The organism is Pseudalkalibacillus sp. Hm43, assembly GCF_051842935.1.
Taxonomy (GTDB): domain Bacteria; phylum Bacillota; class Bacilli; order Bacillales; family Fictibacillaceae; genus Pseudalkalibacillus.
Window position 1 is genome coordinate 72,252 of record NZ_JBPXRR010000001.1, and the last position, 17,438, is coordinate 89,689.

The following is a 17,438-nucleotide window of genomic DNA, read 5'->3' on the forward strand; positions in this document are numbered from 1 at the left end:
GACCAGATTTCGGAATTATAGACCAGATTCAGAAATTATAGATCAGATTCCAGAATTATAGACCAAAATCAGAAAATATAGCCCAAACGCCACAACTCCTGGCGATTCCACAAACCCACACATATGAAAAAAGAAGCTGACGCGAGGTCAGCTTCTTCCTTATTGAACGTTTTATTTCGCTTCTTCAGGGTTTTCAGAGCCGCCCTTTTTGAACAAGTCTTTGTACTCGTCCACTTTTACATCGATATCAGCATCTTCTAGAGCTTTGTCGATTGGATTGGATTCAGGGTTTTTCTGTGCTTGCTCTTGAGCTTTTTGCTGAAGTAGTGTTTTCTTGATTTGGTATTCTGCATCTTCAAATGATTGTGTTTTTTGATCCAACACTTCAATGATGTGGAAGCCGTGTTGGGATTTCACTGGCTCAGAAATCTTACCAGGTTCAAGGGTGAATGCTGCTTGTTCGAATTCAGGGACCATTTGTCCGCGACCGAATGTGCCTAACTCTCCACCTTTTTCTTTAGAACCAGGGTCTGTAGAATATTCTTTCGCCAATTTAGCGAAGTCTCCGCCGTCTTCAAGCTTCTGCTTCACTTCTTTCGCCGTTTTCTCGTCTTTTACAAGGATATGACGAGCTTCTACTTCTTCTACTTTATATTGCTCTTCGTACATTTTCTTCATTTCTTCCTCAGAAGCTTCGATTCCTTCGGTTTGAGCTTTGAAGAATACAAGGTTACGTTTCACGACATCGCGAAGTTCATCTTCACCTTTAATTCCGCTTTGTTCAAGAGCGTTCTTGAATCCTTCTTCTCCACCGAATTGACTCTTCAAGTATTCGATTTCTTTATCCAATTCTTTATCCGTTACTTCGTATTTCTCAGAAAGAACTTTATATTGTACGAGCTCTTTAAGTATTTGTTCGGATTGAGGTTGTTTCTTCAACTCATTGTAGAAATCCTCTTGTGTCACTTCTCCTGCTTTTGTTTCCACCAGGACCTTACTGTCTCCTGATGCGCCGTCATTGCTGCATGCTGCGACCCCAAAGATCGTCGTTGCGGCTGCAATGGATAGGATCCACTTTTTCATCGACATACACTCCTATGAAGTAGAAATTTTTTCACATGTTCTACTATAGCATATCCCTCTATTAAAAATACACTCTGGACCGCAAATATGAGAAAAAATACACATTTATTGGAATTGCTTGTGCAGGAGCCCGTTTTTCAAAATAAGGGCATTGGTCTAATCAAAATTGCTCTAGACTTATACACTATACTGTACACCAAAAGGAGGGATTGCAATGGGTTACGGATATGGAAGCGGCTTTGCTTTGATCGTAGTATTGTTCCTTTTGTTAATCATCATAGGAGCTTGCTGCCTCTGTTAGAAAGGAATTTTTAACAAACGAAGGATAGCCGCCTATGCTTTGGGTTATATGGATGCATAGGATAAAGCAACACCAGAACAGGGGGTGAGATCATGGGTGGATACGGATATGGAAAAGGATTCGCGATTATCGTCGTATTGTTCATCCTTTTGATTATCGTAGGATGCGCTTGTCTAGGTTAATAGGATAATAATGGGGAATAAGAAAGAGGCTGACTTGCTTGTCAGCCTCTTGTTTACTTATCCGAAAAAATACATACTATCTTTCGGCTAAGCTGTCCTATATAATCATCTTGTTACCATGTTTGCTCCATAACCGTTCTGGGGAATAATGAGTTATTATGAGACATAAATGACTTCAATATAGGAGCTTACCAGTAATATCGTAATCATGATGTTGATCCATCGGAATACATTCACCTGTTTTTCGGCAGGGATGTTTTTTTGGATACATAGACGATTCGTCAAAGAATTGAACAAGAATAGTACAACGCTTGCGAATGCTATATAGTAGATTGCGATTAGTGTCATAATTGAACCTCCAACGTTTAGAGATTGTATATTAAACATACCAAAAGATCAACCAATTGAACAGTGACAACTATCATGAGACAAGAGAGATAGGAGGAGAAAACCGTTGAAACTCAGGTGGAAATCAGCCTTTTTCATACTGCTTACCATCATGATCATCGTACCGATCATCGTCGTATCCTTGATTTTCGTCAGCGATCAGAATCAAGAAGAGATGAGAAGGCAGGAAGCGAAACAGGGGAAAGCGATATTCAATATCGAATCTTCAAAAGAACAATTGAATTTCCTCATTAAAGAACAGTTGACCGAATTGAAATCAGGACGAAATCCTAAATTCGATTATGATGTCCGTCTGAAAGATAATGTCCAGGTAACCGGCTATTTTACATTCTTTTCTAATCAAGTGGACTTTACGATGGACTTCGAACCACAAGTGCTTGATAACGGGAATCTGATTTTAAAAGAGGAATCAATCAAGCTTGGAGCACTGAAACTTCCGGGTGAGAAAATTTTGGAGTTCATCAAAGGCAGTACGAAATTGCCTCCGTGGGTGGAAATCAATGATAATGAAGAAACGATACTCGTGAAGTTGACCGAATACAAATTTCAGGATCAGTTGTTCTTGAAAGCAGATTCATTCGATCTTGAAGAAGATAATATCCGTTTCAAGGTGTATTACATTACAGAAGAATAAAAAAAGGCTGCCTCGGCAGCCTTTTTTGTTTGTGGATGTTGCGACTTTTAATTTTAAAAAGTACGACGTACGATGATTTGGAATCCTGTCGGACTGTCTTCTAAGAAAGAATCACTCGGTGCATTCCACAAGTGCATCACATAGATCAAGTCTTTAAGACAATAGAACATGTTCAATGTGGAGACAATCGCAAATACATGCAAGTATTCCGGGAAGAACAAAGGACCTACTAATGAAACTGAGGTAATGACAACAAGCGGGAATGAGACCGCAATTAATGCTGTTCTCTTTGGCAATACGTCCGGAATACGGCAGAAGAACGAGAAACGGTTATCTGCCAACTCCATCCAAGCTTTTTTTCCCGTCATCCAAATCGGTATACAATGCAACAATGTATGCAATGGAATAATCAAAACAGCCAGTACCAAAATCGACAACAAGCCGGTTTGAGTGTAGATTGTTTCCGGGTGAAACATTCTAAACAACATAAAATAAACGATAAAATACGTCAGACTGAACATCGTCGAAAGGAGCCCTAATCGCAATTTACCGTATTCTCTGATTAAGTTGATTGACTTGAAGCAATTCATGCTGAATCACCTTCTTTTATTAGGATTGTTCATTAAGTGTGGAAAAAGGTGAAAACCTTACTTTTCAAAAACCACGTACATACATTACGATGTTTTATTTAAAAAATCAATAGGTTTTACAAAAAAATTATAAAGCATTTGGAAGTATTTTCACGCAGGGAAAGTGGGGGTACAATAAAGAGTAAGAAAACGATGGATTTAACCAGTATAGGAAGTGTTTTAAAATGAATGATCAAGATCGTGAGAAGATTGATCGTCTTTCTTTCTATCAACAGTTGCTGATCAGAACGATGGATGAGAAAGAATATCCATGGTATCGGATGATTGTGGAGAAAAACTTGAGTGAAGGAGAGGTTGAAGACATTTATCGGTTGTTCGAAGAGTTGGAACGCAAAAAGGAAGATTTAAGAGAAGCCGGTATGCTCGATCAGACTCCTCTTCTTCTTCATTATGTAGGCATGCTTAATTTGACTTTGCATCCTTTCATGACTGCAAATGCTCTGAACAGACAAGGGTATTTCAAAATCTTGACTGCAGAGTTAATTGAGATGATGAAAGAGAAAGAAAGTCAAATTAAGTAGTGGCTAATTTTTCAGTTTCTTCGTCTTCCTGTTCGTCAAGGTGTTTTGCATCTGGATTATTTTTGTTCGGAAGCAATTGACCGTTTACTTCGTCAAATTCCTGGTCAATTTTTGTAACCGTTGTATCGAGAATGGACATGAATTCATTGCCGTACACACTTCTGATGACAGCCATCAATTCATCGAACTCAGGGAATTTCCCATATAATTCACGGATTTTGAGTGAGGCACCGAAAATGCCATATTCTTCAGGCTCATACGCTTCAATGGTCCTTAACAGAAGATCTCGTCCTGACTCCGTTAATTTTACATACGTGTTCCGTTTGTCGTTTTCTTTTTTAGAGAATGTCAGATATCCTTGTTCTTCAAGCTTTTTGGAAAAGTTGAAGGCAGTAGAAACGTGCATGACACCATACTTGGAGATGTCAGAGATCGAAGCTCCTTCCAAGTGGTAGGCGATCCAGAGGATATGATGCTCGTTAATATTCAGGCCAAATGGTTTGATCCATCCTTGCCAGTCTTTTTCTACGCATTTCCACATCGCTTTGCTGATTTGAGCAACTTTGTGACTGAACATCATTGCTTCCTTCATTGAAAAATCTTTCTTGTTTTCCATAATGAGCCTCCATTCTTAACTTAATTATGACAGGAATTGTTAGATTTATAAAGCGAAATATCCAACTATTCATAACTTCTTAACAGTAAGAACTGTCTAAATCTATGTAAATTGTAGTGTATATTAGTCTAATTTCGACAAAAAAGGACAAAACCTTTTTTTATCGATAAGAAAAATTTAAAATTAATGGAATTTCTATTATTGTACAATAGTTTGTATTACTCATCTATTATCGGCAACTTGTAAAAAAGGTTTAGATTGTTTCTCATTTTGCCACAAAATGCATTTTAGTACTAATCCTCCCTATGAGAGGGTCAAACCCGCGGTGATGGTAATGAATAAGGGCTAATCATCCCTATGAGAGGGTCAAACCCAAGGTGATGGTAATGAATAAGGGCTATTCATCCCTATGGGAGGCAAAAACCTTAGTGATGGTAATGAATAGGAGCTATTCTTCCCTAAGAGAGGCATACACTCGTAGTGATAGTAATGATTATGAAGATTTTAACACCACCAACATAAAAAAGCTGCCCCTGTGGGACAGCTTTGTAGCTTATGGATTATTTCTTAACTGGTTTCTTTGATTCTTCTTGAAGTTCAGAAACCGATTCTTGGATCGTATCCATGTCTTCCTTGATGTTTTCAACGTTCGGCTCGATGTCTTTTCTCCACGATTTGATATCTTCCTTCAAATCGGTAGCGACTTCCTTGAACGCATCGACACCTTCTTTAGAAACTTGTACGATCTGTTCCTTCAGGCTGATGCCTTCCTTCTTCACATCCATGATCGTGAGCTTCAATTTATTAGTCGAATCCTTAATGTCTTTACGGAGCTCCCGACCTGACTTCGGTGTCGATAATAGAGTTGCTGCCGCCGTGACGATACTTCCTACCGCAAAGCCGATTAATACTGATTTTTGAGTTTTCTTCATCCTAGATACCTTCTCCTTTCGTGATCTTTTCTCATCTGACCAGATCATGTGACATGTTCAGGGCAAACAAGACAAGTCTCTTAATACATAATTCGCGAGACCTTTCGATAAACCTCTATAAATCGTTCGACCATTTCTACAAAACATTCCCATGAAATCGACATGATAAAACAATACTCGGGGAATAAACCGGTTGTCTCTATCATAGGATGATATGGGGTGATGTGAGATGATCTACGGAATAATCGTACTGGCCATACTCGGCTTACTTCTTTTATTTCTAATGACAAGGATGTTTCTCGATACGAAAAGGTACTCATTCCGAAATGTGAGTGTCTATAAGAAACAAAGTATCGGAAAGCTCTTCGGTGTGATCGGAAGTGTCTGTCTCTTGCTTGTCGTTCTTTTTTTCGTGATCAAATTTTGATGACAACGGATTCGTCCCAATGTAGTGTATCCAAACCTCTCGAATGATACCAGAATACTTTCAATTAGCATCTTGGCAAACTTCCCTTATCGGATTAAGATGAAGAAAGATGTGGAAAATAAGATAAGAAGGAGGCGGTTGAGATGTTGAAGAAGATCAAGGTATTCATGTACTTCAGGAAAATGTTGAAAAGGGCACGTGTCCTGATTGCCGATGAGTCGGAAAGCGGGAACATGGTCCAGAATGTACGTGCAAAGCTCCAAAAAGATGACATCCAGGAGGCCTTAAGAGGATTTTTGGACAAGATACAAGCGTTGATTCGCCTTGTGGATCAATATCGTCTCGGAAACTATAGAGATATCTCTAAAAAATCCATCGTTATGGTCACAGCCGGATTATTGTATTTCTTGAGTCCAGTGGATGCTATACCGGATTTTATCGCTGGTTTAGGCTTAGTGGATGACATCGCCGTAATCGGATACATCTGGAAAACAGTCAACAATGAACTGCAGCAATTTTTATCATGGGAAGAAGATGAAAAGAAGAAAACCGATACCATTGGATAGGCATCGGTTTTTTTGCGCTTTTCTATTTATGCGTTATATGCGAAGTTGGATCTTTTTGTTACCATTTGTAAAATCGGATACAGTACGGTCATGACGATCGTGTTGACGATGGTAGTCGGGATGACGACTGTTAGGAACAGTGCGGCAAAAGGTGCCGGTAACCCGGTGATGATTGCTGCGGCTCCTAAGAAGATCGCACCGCTGATGACTGTGCCGACAGCGGTCAGGAATGACACTAATACCACATTCCCGTGGTATTTTTTTAATGTAAGATATAAACCGAATACGACGAAAGCGGTAATTGGTTTGTCGATCAGATTAGCAAGCTGACCACCTGGGAAAGTCGTCGTCAACGCAGAAATGACGCCTGTCGCCAAGGCTGTGACTGCGACGCTTTTTTTATTCGGGAATAGGATGATCGCCAGGAACATCATCGTCAGGAGCATATCGATCTTCATCGCTCCTAAAATCCCTGGAATGATAGCGTGCAATACAAGACCTACTGCAAGTAATACTCCAATTAAAGCTAATTGAATGGATTTCATTGTGAATCCTCTCCTCTTCTCAACTCGTCTCGTCTACCCCAATAGTGCGCTCGTGCCTATTGCGAGTTAAACGGATGTGACTATTTTATCAAGGATGCCAGTAGATGGGAAGGAATTTGTCCTATACACTTTCTTCCATCATTTCGTATGTGTGCGACGAAAAGACGCCAAGAATTCAACCAGTTTCTCGCAAGCCTCTAATGTGATTCCGTTATATAAAGATGCGCGGCATCCGCCGATGGACCGGTGCCCGGATAAGCCGACAAAGCCTGATTGCTTCGCACTTTCTAAGAAACGTTTGTTCAGTTGTTCGTCCGGCAGCTGGAAGGTGACATTCATTTGAGAACGGCTGGATGATTTTGCATGACCGGTATAGAAACCATCACTGTCATCGATGAGCTCGTAAAGCAACTGAGATTTTTGCTCGCTCCTTTTCTGGAATTCGTCCATTCCACCTTGTTCGATCATCCAGTCGACCATCAAACCCAATACATAGATATTGAACGTCGGCGGGGTATTGAAAAGGGAGCCTTTTTCCGCATGCGTTTTGTAATCAAGCATGGCGGGCAAATCTGAAGAATCACGAGATAGCAGATCCTTCCGGATGAATACAGCTGTAACACCAGATGCACCAAGGTTTTTCTGAGCACCTGCATAGGCTAGCGCAACTTTTTCCCATGGAATCGGTCTTGTACCGATGTCGCTGGACATATCCACCACGAGTGGAAGAGAAGGTAGTTGTTCGAAATTTTGCCACTGGGTGCCGTAGATCGTATTGTTGCTTGTGATATGTACATAACCATCAGGATCCAATTGAGTGGAGTGCCAATCGGTTGCCTTGGGGATGTAGGAGAATTTGGCGTCTTCACTGCTTGTCAGCATGTGTGTCGTACCGATCTTTTTGGATTCAGAGTACGCTTTTTTACTCCAGGAGCCAGTTACGATATGATACCCACATGTAAAAGTCCGCAACAAATTCATCGGAGCCATCGTAAACTGCAGGCTGGCACCTCCTTGTAAAAGAAGGACCTCATGTGTAGCCGGAATGTTCAAGAAACGACGGAGAGCTTGCTTTGCATTGTCATGGATCGCTTGATATTCTGTACTACGATGACTTAATTCAAGAAGGGACAAGCCTTCATACGTTTCTTTTCCTAAGCCTGCTTTGGCTTTTGAAAGGACTTCATCGGGCAGGGCGGTTGGACCAGGGTTGAAAACCATTTTCTCCATTAAACGACACTCCTTGCTCCATTTTCGAGGATTGATCATCGCGTTTTTTCGTTATAGTAATGAGTCTGAAAATTCATTATACTTGAATTGCACCAGAGATGTAAGGGGATGAAAACATGTATAAAGAAAATAAACCGATCGATGTCAGCCCTTATGATCACCCGGATATTTATCCAGGACCAAGACCGGCCTCTTCGTTCATTTATTTCGAAGGGAAAGCACATCGGATCATTGAGAAGAAAGGCGTGTCCATTGAAGATCTGAAGGTTGAAGTTTCTGATTCTTCCTCACTGGCGGGCTCTTTTCAGGACCCCTCCGACTATACGTTATCCATCGGAGATTTTCTTCATGAAAATGAATTATTGCCTTTAGAAGAGAGAGTTCCTTTAGTGGCATATGGTTCCAACATATGTCTCGCCCAGCTCAGGTATAAGTTCAATTTGAATAAGAACTTGAACGATTTCGTCCTGAATCTGAGAGCGTCCATGGTCGATTCTGACATTGTGTATGGATCATTCCTAGCGCCATATGGTTCACTGCCTGCAATCGTTGCACCTGTAAAAGATGCTGTGACGGAAATCTGGCTGACTTTCGTCGATCCAGAACAATTGGAACATATGAACCGTACAGAAGGAGGCTATGTTCTTCGTGAACATCGGGGGCAAAAGCTGATCACGGCGAATGGGGAGCGATTTGATTCGGTATATGCGTACTATTATCCACATGCCTTGCAGATAGATGACCAGTGGTTCCGGTTCAAGGACATCAGAGGCGAATCTAAAATTCCCGCGAAGTGGCAAGCGGATATGCTCGATTTGGTGAAAGATCGTTTTCAGTTCCATGGAACGCGAGAGGAGTTCATCCATCAACTCAGATGGAATACGACTTTTTATAAAGAAATGCAACAATGGCTCCAACAATTCGATGCCAGGTTCGATCATCCCGACTGGAGTGAACCGGATTACATCCATAAAGTCGGTGAAATGAAGCGGTCACTTTTGAAAAAGGATGCGGAAGACGTTCGGAAGCTATTGGCCATCTATAAATAAGAGCGAATAAGGAAATGAAAAAAAGGCGACTTTTCAATAAGTCGCCTTTTACTCGTATTACAGGAGCGGTTCTGAAATTTTGTTCGCGATTTCTTGCAATTGCTCAGAGGAATATTCGCTTTCATTCGTTTTCCAAACGGCGCCGAATCCATCTCCATGTCCGTAGCGGGGGATGATATGTACATGATAATGGAAGACGGACTGTCCAGCCGGTTCCTCATTATTGTTCAGGAGGTTCAGCCCGATTGGATCGTATGCATCCTTGATGGAATTTGCAATTTTCGGTACGACGGAAAACACTTTTTCAGCTGCCTCTGCTGGCAATTCGTATAGGTTTTTGTGATGCTCTTTCGGGATGACGAGCGTGTGCCCTTTCGTCACTTGACTGATGTCTAGAAATGCAAAAACGTGCTCATCTTCATATACTTTTGCTGCAGGGATGTCACCATTTACAATCTTACAAAAGATACAATCTTGCATGAAGCTCACACCTTTCTGAGAATGATGGTTTGTTGTTGTCATTGTATCATAGAGGGAAGAAGTCGTCCCAATACAAGGGGGATGGATAAAATATAAGGCTTTATTCGCAAACTTTGTTGCTCTTGTAAGTCGTTGATTTCCGCTCCAGGATGCTCGCTTTCCGCGGGGCGTGCGGTGAGCCCATTCGTCGTGTTGCGACCTCAGGAGTCCCTTTTCATGTATAGTATCTCTCATTCTCTTTAGAAAAAATTGAAGAGCCCTATCCAATGATAGAGCTCTCCGGAGAGGTCAGAGAAGAAAAGAGAAACAAGAGATCATGAACAATGGCTTGGGAAAGTGGTCATTGTCAGAAGAGTCACGATAGCATCTCGCCATCAGCTTCTCTCCAAGAAGTTGGATTACACAACAGCAATCTCTTTCTCTTTTCTTTTGAAGAAGAGGGGATACCTTCTTCACCTATCATCCTTTCCAAAAAATCTTCGTTACATACCCGATTGCTAGAGTTTGAGCGTACCGACGATGAATTTGGTATGATAGAAAAAACAGATGAAAGCCGGAAAGGGGTTCAGTATGGAACGTGTACTTGAGGTAGAAGATCTGACAGGAGGCTATAGCCAACAGCAGCCTGTTTTACATAACGTGAATTTCCAAGTGAATCAAAAAGAAATCATAGGACTCATCGGCCTGAATGGAGCCGGCAAAAGTACATCCATCAAGCATATTCTAGGATTGATGGAGCCGATTTCGGGTGCGATTCGAGTGAACGGAAAACAAATCGCCAAAGGTCCCGATCATTATCGTTCACAAATCGCCTACATCCCAGAAACACCGGTACTGTACGATGAATTGACGCTTTGGGAACATCTTGAACTGACCGCCATGGCCTATGATATCAACGCAGAGGATTTGAAAAAACGGGTCGATCCATTGCTGAAAGAGTTCCGGATGGAAAATAAGCTGAAATGGTATCCGAGTCAATTTTCCAAAGGGATGAAACAGAAAGTCATGATCATGTGTGCGTTTTTGGTCCGACCTTCTTTATTCGTCGTCGATGAACCTTTCGTCGGGCTGGATCCACTCGGAATCCAATCGTTCCTCGATCTGATCATCCAGGTGAAGGAGCGGGGTACCGGGGTCCTTTTATCTACGCACATCCTTTCCACTGCAGAACGCTACTGTGATCGCTTCGTCATTTTACATGAAGGACAGGTGATGGAAAGTGGAACCCTCACCGAAATCCAACAGAAAATGAACATGCCGAATGCGACATTGGATGAGATCTATGTCCAAATCACTAAAGGAGCTTAACCTATGGGTGTAAAGACACTATGGAAAGAACGTGCGAACGAATTTTGGAGCATGGCCATCAAATATTTACGTTACATCGGAAACAGCGGATTCTTATTTTCAATCTATGTGGCGATTCTGGTCGGTAGTTTTTATTATGGACAGCTGTTGAAGGTCCTGCCAGAGAACTTTCCTGCGGTGGAATTGATGACGATCATTCTATTCTTCATGGTTGGAAGAGGAAAGATCCGTACCTTTCTGAAGTACCCGGATGCGAACTTCCTCCTGCCTTTGGAACAGAGGTTCCGACCTTATATACAGCGATCCTTATTATACAGCTATACGATGCAAGCCTTTAATGTACTGCTCGTCCTACTTGTCCTTGGACCGTTGTATTTCTCCCAGGTAACCTCGGAACGGGCTTCTTACTTCGCGAGTATCCTGTTGATTTTACTCCTGACAGGCTGGAATCTTTTCGCCAGATGGGAAGAATTACGAGTGCCTGATGGAACGAAGCGGAAGACGTTACCGATCATCCGCCTTGCGGCCGTCCTCTTGACGCTTTATTCCATCCTTCAAGGTTTCTGGATCGTTACAGGGGTCCTGGTCGTCGGATTGGCCATTCTCTATATAGTGGTTTATCGTCCGTTGGCCAACAACCATACGTTAAAGTGGGAGCGGTTGATCGGACTCGAAAATGACGCATTGATGCTTTTCTATCGGATTGCGAATATGTTCGTCGAGGTTCCTCAACTGAATCGGAAAGTGAAGAACAGGGCATGGGCGACTCCGATCCTCAATTTGTTGTCCGGTCCATCGCGTAATATATATAGCTATATGTATTCCAGAGCGTTCATCCGTTCAAACGATTACTTTGGCATTTTCTTGCGATTGACGGTCATCGGAATCGTATTGATGATTATTTTGCCATCCGGTATGTTGTTATGGACGGCGAATGTGCTGATCCTGTACATGACAGCGATCCAACTTACGACGATGTGGCCACATTACGATCTGAAAGTCTGGGTAGACCTGTATCCTGTCTCAAGGGAAATCCGGTTTGAGACATTCCAGAATCTGTTGATGAAGATCATGCTGATTCAGGTCGCTTTATTTACGATAGCGAGCTATTTGAAGCATATGTCCTTTTTCCATACAGGCATCGTACTTATAACTGGACTGTTCCTTGTCTTGGCGTTCGTAAGGATTGTATTGTTCAAGCAGTTGAGTAAACGATTTATCATTGCAGGTCGTTCGTCATAAACAAAGGAGTTGGACTCACTTGGAAAGTCGAATACAAAATGAGCTCCAAGAATGGGAGAGGCGAATCCTGAAGCGCTCTCCCCTTTATAAAAGAGCCGCAAAACGGATCCAGCAACAGATTAATGATCGGATCCCAGAGAAGGTGCATAACGTTGTGACCAACAGTATCCGGAATATGGTGAAAGCGACTTTGACCGGAACGGAGTTTACGACGAAAAAACCTCCGGTACTTGGTGTGTCATTAGAAGAACGTGATGCGTTATTAATTGAAAGGAAAGCAGCATATAAAAAGACAGCCATGGCAGAAGGGGCAGGAACGGGTGCGGGTGGTATCCTTTGGGGGCTGGCCGATTTCCCATTGTTGCTCGGCATCAAGATGAGGTTCCTTTTCGAAGCAGCGAGGATCTATGGATACGATACGAAAGATGTCCAGGAAAGGGTCTTCCTACTTCACGTGTTCTTGCTCGCTTTTTCCAGTGATGACGTTCGCAGAGAGACTTACGATGCGATCAAAAACTGGGAGGAGACGAAACAGAAATGGCATTCGAAATCCTCGATCCAGGAGGACTATGATTGGAAGAAGTTCCAAATCACGTATCGGGACCATATCGATTTGGCGAAAATGCTTCAAATGATCCCCGGATTCGGGGCGATCGTCGGAGCGTATGCGAATTACAATTTCCTCGATCAACTGGGTGAAACCGCCATGAACTGTTATCGATTAAGAACGTTACAAGAAAGAAGAGGCTGATCTGCCTTTTGAGCGGATCAACCTCTTTTTTTCTTTTATTTGGTTTCGACTTTCTTTTCTGCCTTGTAGTTCAAGTGAGACAACGTTGCCTCTCCGAGCAATTTAGCAGCAATCGGAAGTGAACGTTCATCAATCATGAACTTAGGATGATGGTGAGGTGCCACGTCATCGGCATTCGGATCTTTGGCTCCTACGAATGCGAAGCTTCCAGGTACGTGCTGGAGATAGTAGCCGAAATCCTCTCCGCCCATCTGTGCAGCTTTTTCACTGACGGATAGGACGCCCGGCAGCTGTGAAGCGACATTCTTCAAATGCTCTGTTTCTTCTTTGTGATTGACGAGTGGCGGATAGCCTCTTGTATACGTAAATTCATAATCTGTTCCACAAGCGTCACAAATCCCTTTGATGACTTCCTCTATTCGAGACTCGACTTTTCCGCGTACAGCCTCCTTGAACGTACGAACGGTTCCCTTCAGCTCAGCTGTGTCAGCGATGACATTGAAAGCATTGTTCGCTACAAATGATCCGACTGAGACGACTGCAGATTCCAATGGATCGACGTTACGGCTCACAATCTGTTGCAAGGCGACCACGAGCTGGGAAGCCGTCATGATAGAGTCCTTCGTCAAGTGAGGTTGCGCACCGTGTCCACCTCGTCCAACGATCTTGATATTGAATTGGTCAGCCGCTGCCATGAAGGGACCTTCTCTATAGTAGACATGCCCGACATCATCAGTTGCCCATAAATGGACGCCATAAATATAATCGACTCCGTCCAGGCAACCATCTTCGATCATGGAAATCGCTCCGCCAGGCACGAGTTCTTCAGCATGCTGATGGATGAGAACCACGTTTCCTTCCAGCTCATCTTTCAGCTGATTCAGAACTTTTCCGAGGACGAGTAGAGTAGCGGTATGACCATCATGACCACATGCATGCATCACTCCGTCATTTTTGGATCGGAAGGGGACATCCGCTTGTTCATGGATTGGCAAAGCATCAAAGTCGGCTCTGAGCGCAATCGTTTTACCGGGTTTTTTTCCTTTGATTGTGGCAACGACACCGTTACCGCCGACATTGGCACGATAAGGAATTCCCAACTTCTCGTAATATTCTGCTATGTATACGGATGTTTTCACTTCTTCAAACGACAATTCAGGATATTGGTGGAGATAACGACGGATTTCAACCATTTCATCATAATGCTGGTCTATGAGCTCATAAAAGTCTTTCATATTGCTCCTCCTCACGTGGATTAAAAGTTTGAAAAGTCAGTCTTTTTGACAGTATAGCATGTTCACCTCCGTTATGCATGAATGAAATGTTTCAAGTAACTACAGTTCTCTTACAACATGAAAAAAGACATTGCACGGGGCAATGTCCTTCAGTCTTTTATGGAGTTTATGAAAGGCGTGGGTCCTTCAATAATCGGCTCATTTCTTCCATATGGTGTGTTTCATCTGCGATGAAGTCTTCCAGTTTGACAACAAGTTCAGTCATATTCAGAGCAGCTGCTTGTTTCTTACGCGTTTCGTAGCGCTCAATTGTATCTTCTTCTGCTTTCTTCGCCTCTTCTAGCATTGCGCGGACATCCGTCAATTGTTTGACTTCTGCAGGTGTCGTCGTAGGCGTACCTCCGAGTGTACTGATTTTTTCAGATAAGTACATCGCGTGACCTGATTCATCTGTAATTTCACCTTCAAAGAAAGGCTTCAAGACCGAGCGATACATCCCCGAAACGACTGCAGCATTGTATGTGTACATGATGACTGCAGCATATTCGTTAGCAAGGTCTTCATTTAGTCCATCAATTAGTTCTTGGAGATCTTTATCCATTAGTCAATCATCCTTTCCAATGAAATTTCATACTTCATTCACGTGTTTAATGTACCCTCTGGCATCCATAATTAAACTTCCTGTTCATGAATTTCACGAGACTTCTGACACGAAGGTTTCATCATGCCTAGGTTTAAACAAAGCCATATCGGGAATAGAAAAAGCAGTCTAGTCAAAGAATTTATAGAAAGGTTGTGAATGCTAAGTAATGAAAATTGCAGTATTAATGACCGATATGTTTGAGGATGTAGAGTACACGGATTCAGCAAAAGCATTTAAAGAAGATGGACATGAACTCACCATCATCAGCACAGATAAAAAAGAAATCACAGGTAAACAAGGGGATGCTTCGGTTCAAGTCGATCAGACGATCAATCAAGTAGACCCCGACGATTTTGATGCACTCTTCATACCTGGAGGATTTTCTCCTGACATTTTAAGAGCGGATGACCGAATCGTTGAATTTGCGAAAAAGATTGTTTATCGAGAGAAGCCGGTGTTCGCCATCTGTCACGGACCGCAGATCCTCATCACAGCAGATGTACTGAAAGGTCGAAATATCACTGGATTCAAATCTATTCAAATGGATCTGAAGCTAGCGGGTGCGAACGTATTTGATGAGCCTGTCGTCGTATGTGGCGGCAACCTTGTCACAAGCCGACAGCCGGATGATATCCCAGTATTTATCGAAGAATCCAAAAAATTATTGAAACAGGGAGTGACCTCAAATGTCTGAACGGAATCACATGGTAGATAAGAACGACAGACTACATGAAGAAGAAGTGAAATCCACTGTAGACCGAATTCCAGAAGAAGAACGTGATCAGATTTTACAAAACTTTGATGTGTTCAAAGAGTATCTCGGAAAGCGTGTTCGTTTAGGTGAAAAGATGGGCATGTCGGAAGAACAATTGGCGAAAGCGGCTGAAAAAGTGGCCGATTATCTGGCGGAGAATGAAGAACCGCGAAACCGAGAGGAAAAGCTTCTTAAGGAACTATGGAGTGCGGGGAACGATGAACAACAACATATGTTAGCCCACATGCTCGTCCGCATGGTGGACTAATCACATGAAGAAAGACAGCCGATTGATGGCTGTCTTTTTTATTTGTTCGGTTTTGCCCATATGAAGTAGAGGAAGCCTGCCAACGCCCGTTCAAATTTATGGACTTCTAGGTCCGATTCTACTACGAACCGGGAGATTTCACGGTCCTGATGACAGCCGATCATTTTGTAGGCGAGTGGATCCAGTTGTTTCTGTCCCCAGGCCAGTACCCGGTTGGTGCACTTGCCATGCTCCATCATCAGTATTTGACCACCCGGTTTGCACCAACGGTTGAAACGGTTCAAAAGCGTAACAGGATTTTCATAGGAACAAAATGACAAAGTGGAAACAATCGTATCGAACTGGTTCTCTTCAAAATTCACTTCTTCCACATCTGCTTGCTGGAGTTGGATTGGAAAAGAGTGTAGGTGTGTCACCTTTCGGGCAGAGTCCAACATTTTAGAACTGAAGTCAATGCCGATGACTTCCTCTACCTCATTGTAGTAAGGGAAGTTCAACCCTGTTCCGACAGCGACTTCCAAAACCTTTCCTGAAGCCTCTGGAATGATCCTCTTTCGGTATCGTGAAGTCGGATCCTTCGTTTGAAGACGTTCATATTTTTTCGCCTGTTTATCGAATTTACGAACTTGGGTCTGTTGATTCATTCGAACCCCCTTCAATCTACTCTTTACGGATTGTTTGGATAGTTCCCGACCGCCATTTGGATATGGCCAGGGAGGACGGTGATTGTCGAAGGTGTCTCGTAATCGCGCTCGCCATCGCAATCAATCGTTTGTTTCGGACTTGCTTCAATCTTGATCTCTTTCGATTGGAAATATAAGATGTCTTCACTGTTCGGAACATCATTCATCACCTTGGACCTGAGCATATCCCAGAACGTTTGAAACCGGTTGGACTCGATAATGAGCACTTCAAGCTTGCCATCCTCAATATTGGATTGAGGGAAAAACGCTCGGACGCCACCGGTGAATGGACCATTACCTATGAGGACCATCGCGGCATCCCCTTCGTAAGCGCATTCATCGGACTCCAATTTCAATGTGAATGAACGATCTTCACTGATCGATTGGATTGCGCTTAAATAGTACGATAACCGGCCGAAACTCTCCTTCATTTTCGGATTGATATTTGTTGAAGCTTCGGTAATCAACCCGATGCCCCAAAAGTTCAGGAAGTATTGATTGCTGCATTTACCGACATCAATCGCTCTAAAGTTCTTTTCACAAATTTGTTTCGTTGCTTCTAACGGATTTTGAGAGATGCCCAACGCTCTTGAGAAATCGTTGCATGTGCCCCCAGGGATGATGCCGAATGCAGGTCGATCAGAAAGGGGGGCAAGTGCATTGATGAGTTCATAAATCGTCCCATCGCCTCCAGCGCCGATGATGAAATCTGATTTTCCTCCCAGTTCATTCACATATTCCGATGCGTCACCGGGTTCATGTGTCTCGTTTACGTTCACCTCAGGAAAATGCTCCTCAAGCTCTGCCACGATGTTATCCAATTGTTGATGAAGTCGCCCATTTCCCGCATTTGGATTGATAATAAGATCAACGCGATTGATGTTCAAGGTAGATTCTCCTTTCATACTGGCCTCTGGAAGCACACGAAAA

At 42.8% G+C, this 17,438-nt stretch carries 23 protein-coding genes; 11 read left to right on the plus strand and 12 right to left on the minus strand.

Annotated features, from left to right (window positions below; genetic code table 11):
* Positions 1-171: 171 nt before the first annotated feature.
* Positions 172-1,083: a peptidylprolyl isomerase gene (locus ACSVDE_RS00425; protein WP_439298991.1), complete on the minus strand. Its 912-nt coding sequence runs from the start codon at positions 1,081-1,083 to the stop codon at positions 172-174.
* 214 nt (positions 1,084-1,297) lie between these two features.
* On the opposite strand from ACSVDE_RS00425, the gene ACSVDE_RS00430 reads away from it, so the two are divergent.
* Together ACSVDE_RS00430 and ACSVDE_RS00435 are read left to right on the plus strand one after the other, a co-directional pair.
* Positions 1,298-1,384 (plus strand): YjcZ family sporulation protein, encoded by an 87-nt coding sequence (locus tag ACSVDE_RS00430; protein WP_439301904.1) that lies wholly within the window; start codon positions 1,298-1,300, stop codon positions 1,382-1,384.
* 92 nt (positions 1,385-1,476) lie between these two features.
* A complete protein-coding gene (locus ACSVDE_RS00435) occupies positions 1,477-1,566 on the plus strand; it encodes a YjcZ family sporulation protein (protein ID WP_439298992.1) in 90 nt (29 codons plus the stop codon).
* Between the two features lie 156 nt (positions 1,567-1,722).
* Here ACSVDE_RS00435 and ACSVDE_RS00440 read toward each other — a convergent pair whose 3' ends face one another.
* Positions 1,723-1,914 (minus strand): hypothetical protein, encoded by a 192-nt coding sequence (locus ACSVDE_RS00440; protein ID WP_268963907.1) that lies wholly within the window; start codon positions 1,912-1,914, stop codon positions 1,723-1,725.
* A 106-nt stretch (positions 1,915-2,020) separates the two neighbouring features.
* Between ACSVDE_RS00440 and ACSVDE_RS00445 the strand changes: the two genes are divergently transcribed.
* Entirely contained in the window at positions 2,021-2,608 is a 588-nt protein-coding gene (locus tag ACSVDE_RS00445) for a YpmS family protein (protein ID WP_439298993.1), read from the plus strand.
* A gap of 53 nt (positions 2,609-2,661) precedes the next feature.
* Here ACSVDE_RS00445 and ACSVDE_RS00450 read toward each other — a convergent pair whose 3' ends face one another.
* The gene (locus tag ACSVDE_RS00450) at positions 2,662-3,198 is read right to left on the minus strand and encodes a DUF3267 domain-containing protein (protein ID WP_439298994.1); all 537 of its coding nucleotides are present in this window, start codon (positions 3,196-3,198) and stop codon (positions 2,662-2,664) included.
* Positions 3,199-3,422: 224 nt separating this feature from the next.
* Here ACSVDE_RS00450 and ACSVDE_RS00455 point away from each other — a divergent pair, with 224 nt between their 5' ends.
* Positions 3,423-3,779 (plus strand): DUF1878 family protein, encoded by a 357-nt coding sequence (locus tag ACSVDE_RS00455; RefSeq protein ID WP_439298995.1) that lies wholly within the window; start codon positions 3,423-3,425, stop codon positions 3,777-3,779.
* On the opposite strand, the gene ACSVDE_RS00460 is transcribed toward ACSVDE_RS00455, so the two are convergent.
* Positions 3,772-4,395: an HTH-type transcriptional regulator Hpr gene (locus tag ACSVDE_RS00460; RefSeq protein WP_439298996.1), complete on the minus strand. Its 624-nt coding sequence runs from the start codon at positions 4,393-4,395 to the stop codon at positions 3,772-3,774. The genes ACSVDE_RS00455 and ACSVDE_RS00460 overlap by 8 nt on opposite strands.
* A gap of 560 nt (positions 4,396-4,955) precedes the next feature.
* Positions 4,956-5,327 (minus strand): YtxH domain-containing protein, encoded by a 372-nt coding sequence (locus ACSVDE_RS00465; protein WP_439298997.1) that lies wholly within the window; start codon positions 5,325-5,327, stop codon positions 4,956-4,958.
* Positions 5,328-5,897: 570 nt separating this feature from the next.
* Here ACSVDE_RS00465 and ACSVDE_RS00470 point away from each other — a divergent pair.
* Positions 5,898-6,320: a YkvA family protein gene (locus tag ACSVDE_RS00470; RefSeq protein ID WP_439298998.1), complete on the plus strand. Its 423-nt coding sequence runs from the start codon at positions 5,898-5,900 to the stop codon at positions 6,318-6,320.
* A gap of 26 nt (positions 6,321-6,346) precedes the next feature.
* Here the strand turns inward: ACSVDE_RS00470 and ACSVDE_RS00475 are convergent, their stop codons facing one another.
* The gene (locus ACSVDE_RS00475) at positions 6,347-6,865 is read right to left on the minus strand and encodes a tryptophan transporter (RefSeq protein ID WP_439298999.1); all 519 of its coding nucleotides are present in this window, start codon (positions 6,863-6,865) and stop codon (positions 6,347-6,349) included.
* A gap of 138 nt (positions 6,866-7,003) precedes the next feature.
* On the minus strand, positions 7,004-8,095 hold the full coding sequence (gene serC / locus ACSVDE_RS00480) for a 3-phosphoserine/phosphohydroxythreonine transaminase (RefSeq protein WP_439299000.1): 1,092 nt from the start codon (positions 8,093-8,095) through the stop codon (positions 7,004-7,006).
* A gap of 116 nt (positions 8,096-8,211) precedes the next feature.
* On the opposite strand from serC, the gene ACSVDE_RS00485 reads away from it, so the two are divergent.
* On the plus strand, positions 8,212-9,144 hold the full coding sequence (locus ACSVDE_RS00485; protein WP_439299001.1) for a hypothetical protein: 933 nt from the start codon (positions 8,212-8,214) through the stop codon (positions 9,142-9,144).
* Positions 9,145-9,201: 57 nt separating this feature from the next.
* Here the strand turns inward: ACSVDE_RS00485 and ACSVDE_RS00490 are convergent, their stop codons facing one another.
* Complete coding sequence (locus ACSVDE_RS00490; RefSeq protein ID WP_439299002.1) at positions 9,202-9,624, minus strand: HIT family protein; 423 nt, start codon at positions 9,622-9,624, stop codon at positions 9,202-9,204.
* Positions 9,625-10,194: 570 nt separating this feature from the next.
* Between ACSVDE_RS00490 and ACSVDE_RS00495 the strand changes: the two genes are divergently transcribed.
* The 3 genes from ACSVDE_RS00495 to ACSVDE_RS00505 are packed head-to-tail and all read left to right on the plus strand — an operon-like array spanning position 10,195 to position 12,925.
* Positions 10,195-10,932, plus strand: a complete 738-nt coding sequence (locus tag ACSVDE_RS00495; protein WP_439299003.1) for an ABC transporter ATP-binding protein — start codon at positions 10,195-10,197, stop codon at positions 10,930-10,932.
* 3 nt (positions 10,933-10,935) lie between these two features.
* On the plus strand, positions 10,936-12,174 hold the full coding sequence (locus ACSVDE_RS00500; protein ID WP_439299004.1) for an ABC transporter permease: 1,239 nt from the start codon (positions 10,936-10,938) through the stop codon (positions 12,172-12,174).
* 19 nt (positions 12,175-12,193) lie between these two features.
* A complete protein-coding gene (locus tag ACSVDE_RS00505; protein ID WP_439299005.1) occupies positions 12,194-12,925 on the plus strand; it encodes an EcsC family protein in 732 nt (243 codons plus the stop codon).
* A 35-nt stretch (positions 12,926-12,960) separates the two neighbouring features.
* On the opposite strand, the gene ACSVDE_RS00510 is transcribed toward ACSVDE_RS00505, so the two are convergent.
* Positions 12,961-14,160, minus strand: coding sequence for a M20 family metallopeptidase (locus ACSVDE_RS00510; protein ID WP_439299006.1), 1,200 nt, complete (start codon positions 14,158-14,160; stop codon positions 12,961-12,963).
* A 166-nt stretch (positions 14,161-14,326) separates the two neighbouring features.
* Entirely contained in the window at positions 14,327-14,761 is a 435-nt protein-coding gene (locus tag ACSVDE_RS00515; protein ID WP_439299007.1) for a ferritin-like domain-containing protein, read from the minus strand.
* Positions 14,762-14,969: 208 nt separating this feature from the next.
* Here ACSVDE_RS00515 and ACSVDE_RS00520 point away from each other — a divergent pair, with 208 nt between their 5' ends.
* Both ACSVDE_RS00520 and ACSVDE_RS00525 read left to right on the plus strand, forming a co-directional pair.
* Positions 14,970-15,497 carry a type 1 glutamine amidotransferase domain-containing protein gene (locus ACSVDE_RS00520; RefSeq protein WP_439299008.1) on the plus strand — a complete coding sequence of 176 codons (528 nt, stop codon included), beginning with the start codon at positions 14,970-14,972 and terminating at the stop codon, positions 15,495-15,497.
* Positions 15,490-15,825: a DUF3243 domain-containing protein gene (locus tag ACSVDE_RS00525; RefSeq protein WP_439299009.1), complete on the plus strand. Its 336-nt coding sequence runs from the start codon at positions 15,490-15,492 to the stop codon at positions 15,823-15,825. The genes ACSVDE_RS00520 and ACSVDE_RS00525 overlap by 8 nt, the downstream gene beginning before the upstream one ends.
* A 38-nt stretch (positions 15,826-15,863) precedes the next feature.
* Here the strand turns inward: ACSVDE_RS00525 and ACSVDE_RS00530 are convergent, their stop codons facing one another.
* Positions 15,864-16,469 (minus strand): class I SAM-dependent methyltransferase, encoded by a 606-nt coding sequence (locus ACSVDE_RS00530; RefSeq protein WP_439299010.1) that lies wholly within the window; start codon positions 16,467-16,469, stop codon positions 15,864-15,866.
* Positions 16,470-16,492: 23 nt separating this feature from the next.
* Entirely contained in the window at positions 16,493-17,395 is a 903-nt protein-coding gene (locus ACSVDE_RS00535; RefSeq protein ID WP_439299011.1) for a diacylglycerol/lipid kinase family protein, read from the minus strand.
* Between the last annotated feature and the right edge of the window lie 43 nt (positions 17,396-17,438).

Excerpts from the sequence above, each read along its gene's own strand:
- ACSVDE_RS00425 (WP_439298991.1), bottom strand. The coding sequence starts at position 1,083 with ATGAAAAAGTGGATCCTATCCATTGCAGCCGCAACGACGATCTTTGGG.
- ACSVDE_RS00430 (WP_439301904.1), top strand. The coding sequence starts at position 1,298 with ATGGGTTACGGATATGGAAGCGGCTTTGCTTTGATCGTAGTATTGTTC.
- ACSVDE_RS00435 (WP_439298992.1), top strand. The coding sequence starts at position 1,477 with ATGGGTGGATACGGATATGGAAAAGGATTCGCGATTATCGTCGTATTG.
- ACSVDE_RS00440 (WP_268963907.1), bottom strand. The coding sequence starts at position 1,914 with ATGACACTAATCGCAATCTACTATATAGCATTCGCAAGCGTTGTACTA.
- ACSVDE_RS00450 (WP_439298994.1), bottom strand. The coding sequence starts at position 3,198 with ATGAATTGCTTCAAGTCAATCAACTTAATCAGAGAATACGGTAAATTG.
- ACSVDE_RS00455 (WP_439298995.1), top strand. The coding sequence starts at position 3,423 with ATGAATGATCAAGATCGTGAGAAGATTGATCGTCTTTCTTTCTATCAA.
- ACSVDE_RS00460 (WP_439298996.1), bottom strand. The coding sequence starts at position 4,395 with ATGGAAAACAAGAAAGATTTTTCAATGAAGGAAGCAATGATGTTCAGT.
- ACSVDE_RS00465 (WP_439298997.1), bottom strand. The coding sequence starts at position 5,327 with ATGAAGAAAACTCAAAAATCAGTATTAATCGGCTTTGCGGTAGGAAGT.
- ACSVDE_RS00470 (WP_439298998.1), top strand. The coding sequence starts at position 5,898 with ATGTTGAAGAAGATCAAGGTATTCATGTACTTCAGGAAAATGTTGAAA.
- ACSVDE_RS00475 (WP_439298999.1), bottom strand. The coding sequence starts at position 6,865 with ATGAAATCCATTCAATTAGCTTTAATTGGAGTATTACTTGCAGTAGGT.
- serC (WP_439299000.1), bottom strand. The coding sequence starts at position 8,095 with ATGGAGAAAATGGTTTTCAACCCTGGTCCAACCGCCCTGCCCGATGAA.
- ACSVDE_RS00485 (WP_439299001.1), top strand. The coding sequence starts at position 8,212 with ATGTATAAAGAAAATAAACCGATCGATGTCAGCCCTTATGATCACCCG.
- ACSVDE_RS00490 (WP_439299002.1), bottom strand. The coding sequence starts at position 9,624 with ATGCAAGATTGTATCTTTTGTAAGATTGTAAATGGTGACATCCCTGCA.
- ACSVDE_RS00495 (WP_439299003.1), top strand. The coding sequence starts at position 10,195 with ATGGAACGTGTACTTGAGGTAGAAGATCTGACAGGAGGCTATAGCCAA.
- ACSVDE_RS00500 (WP_439299004.1), top strand. The coding sequence starts at position 10,936 with ATGGGTGTAAAGACACTATGGAAAGAACGTGCGAACGAATTTTGGAGC.
- ACSVDE_RS00510 (WP_439299006.1), bottom strand. The coding sequence starts at position 14,160 with ATGAAAGACTTTTATGAGCTCATAGACCAGCATTATGATGAAATGGTT.
- ACSVDE_RS00515 (WP_439299007.1), bottom strand. The coding sequence starts at position 14,761 with ATGGATAAAGATCTCCAAGAACTAATTGATGGACTAAATGAAGACCTT.
- ACSVDE_RS00520 (WP_439299008.1), top strand. The coding sequence starts at position 14,970 with ATGAAAATTGCAGTATTAATGACCGATATGTTTGAGGATGTAGAGTAC.
- ACSVDE_RS00525 (WP_439299009.1), top strand. The coding sequence starts at position 15,490 with ATGTCTGAACGGAATCACATGGTAGATAAGAACGACAGACTACATGAA.
- ACSVDE_RS00530 (WP_439299010.1), bottom strand. The coding sequence starts at position 16,469 with ATGAATCAACAGACCCAAGTTCGTAAATTCGATAAACAGGCGAAAAAA.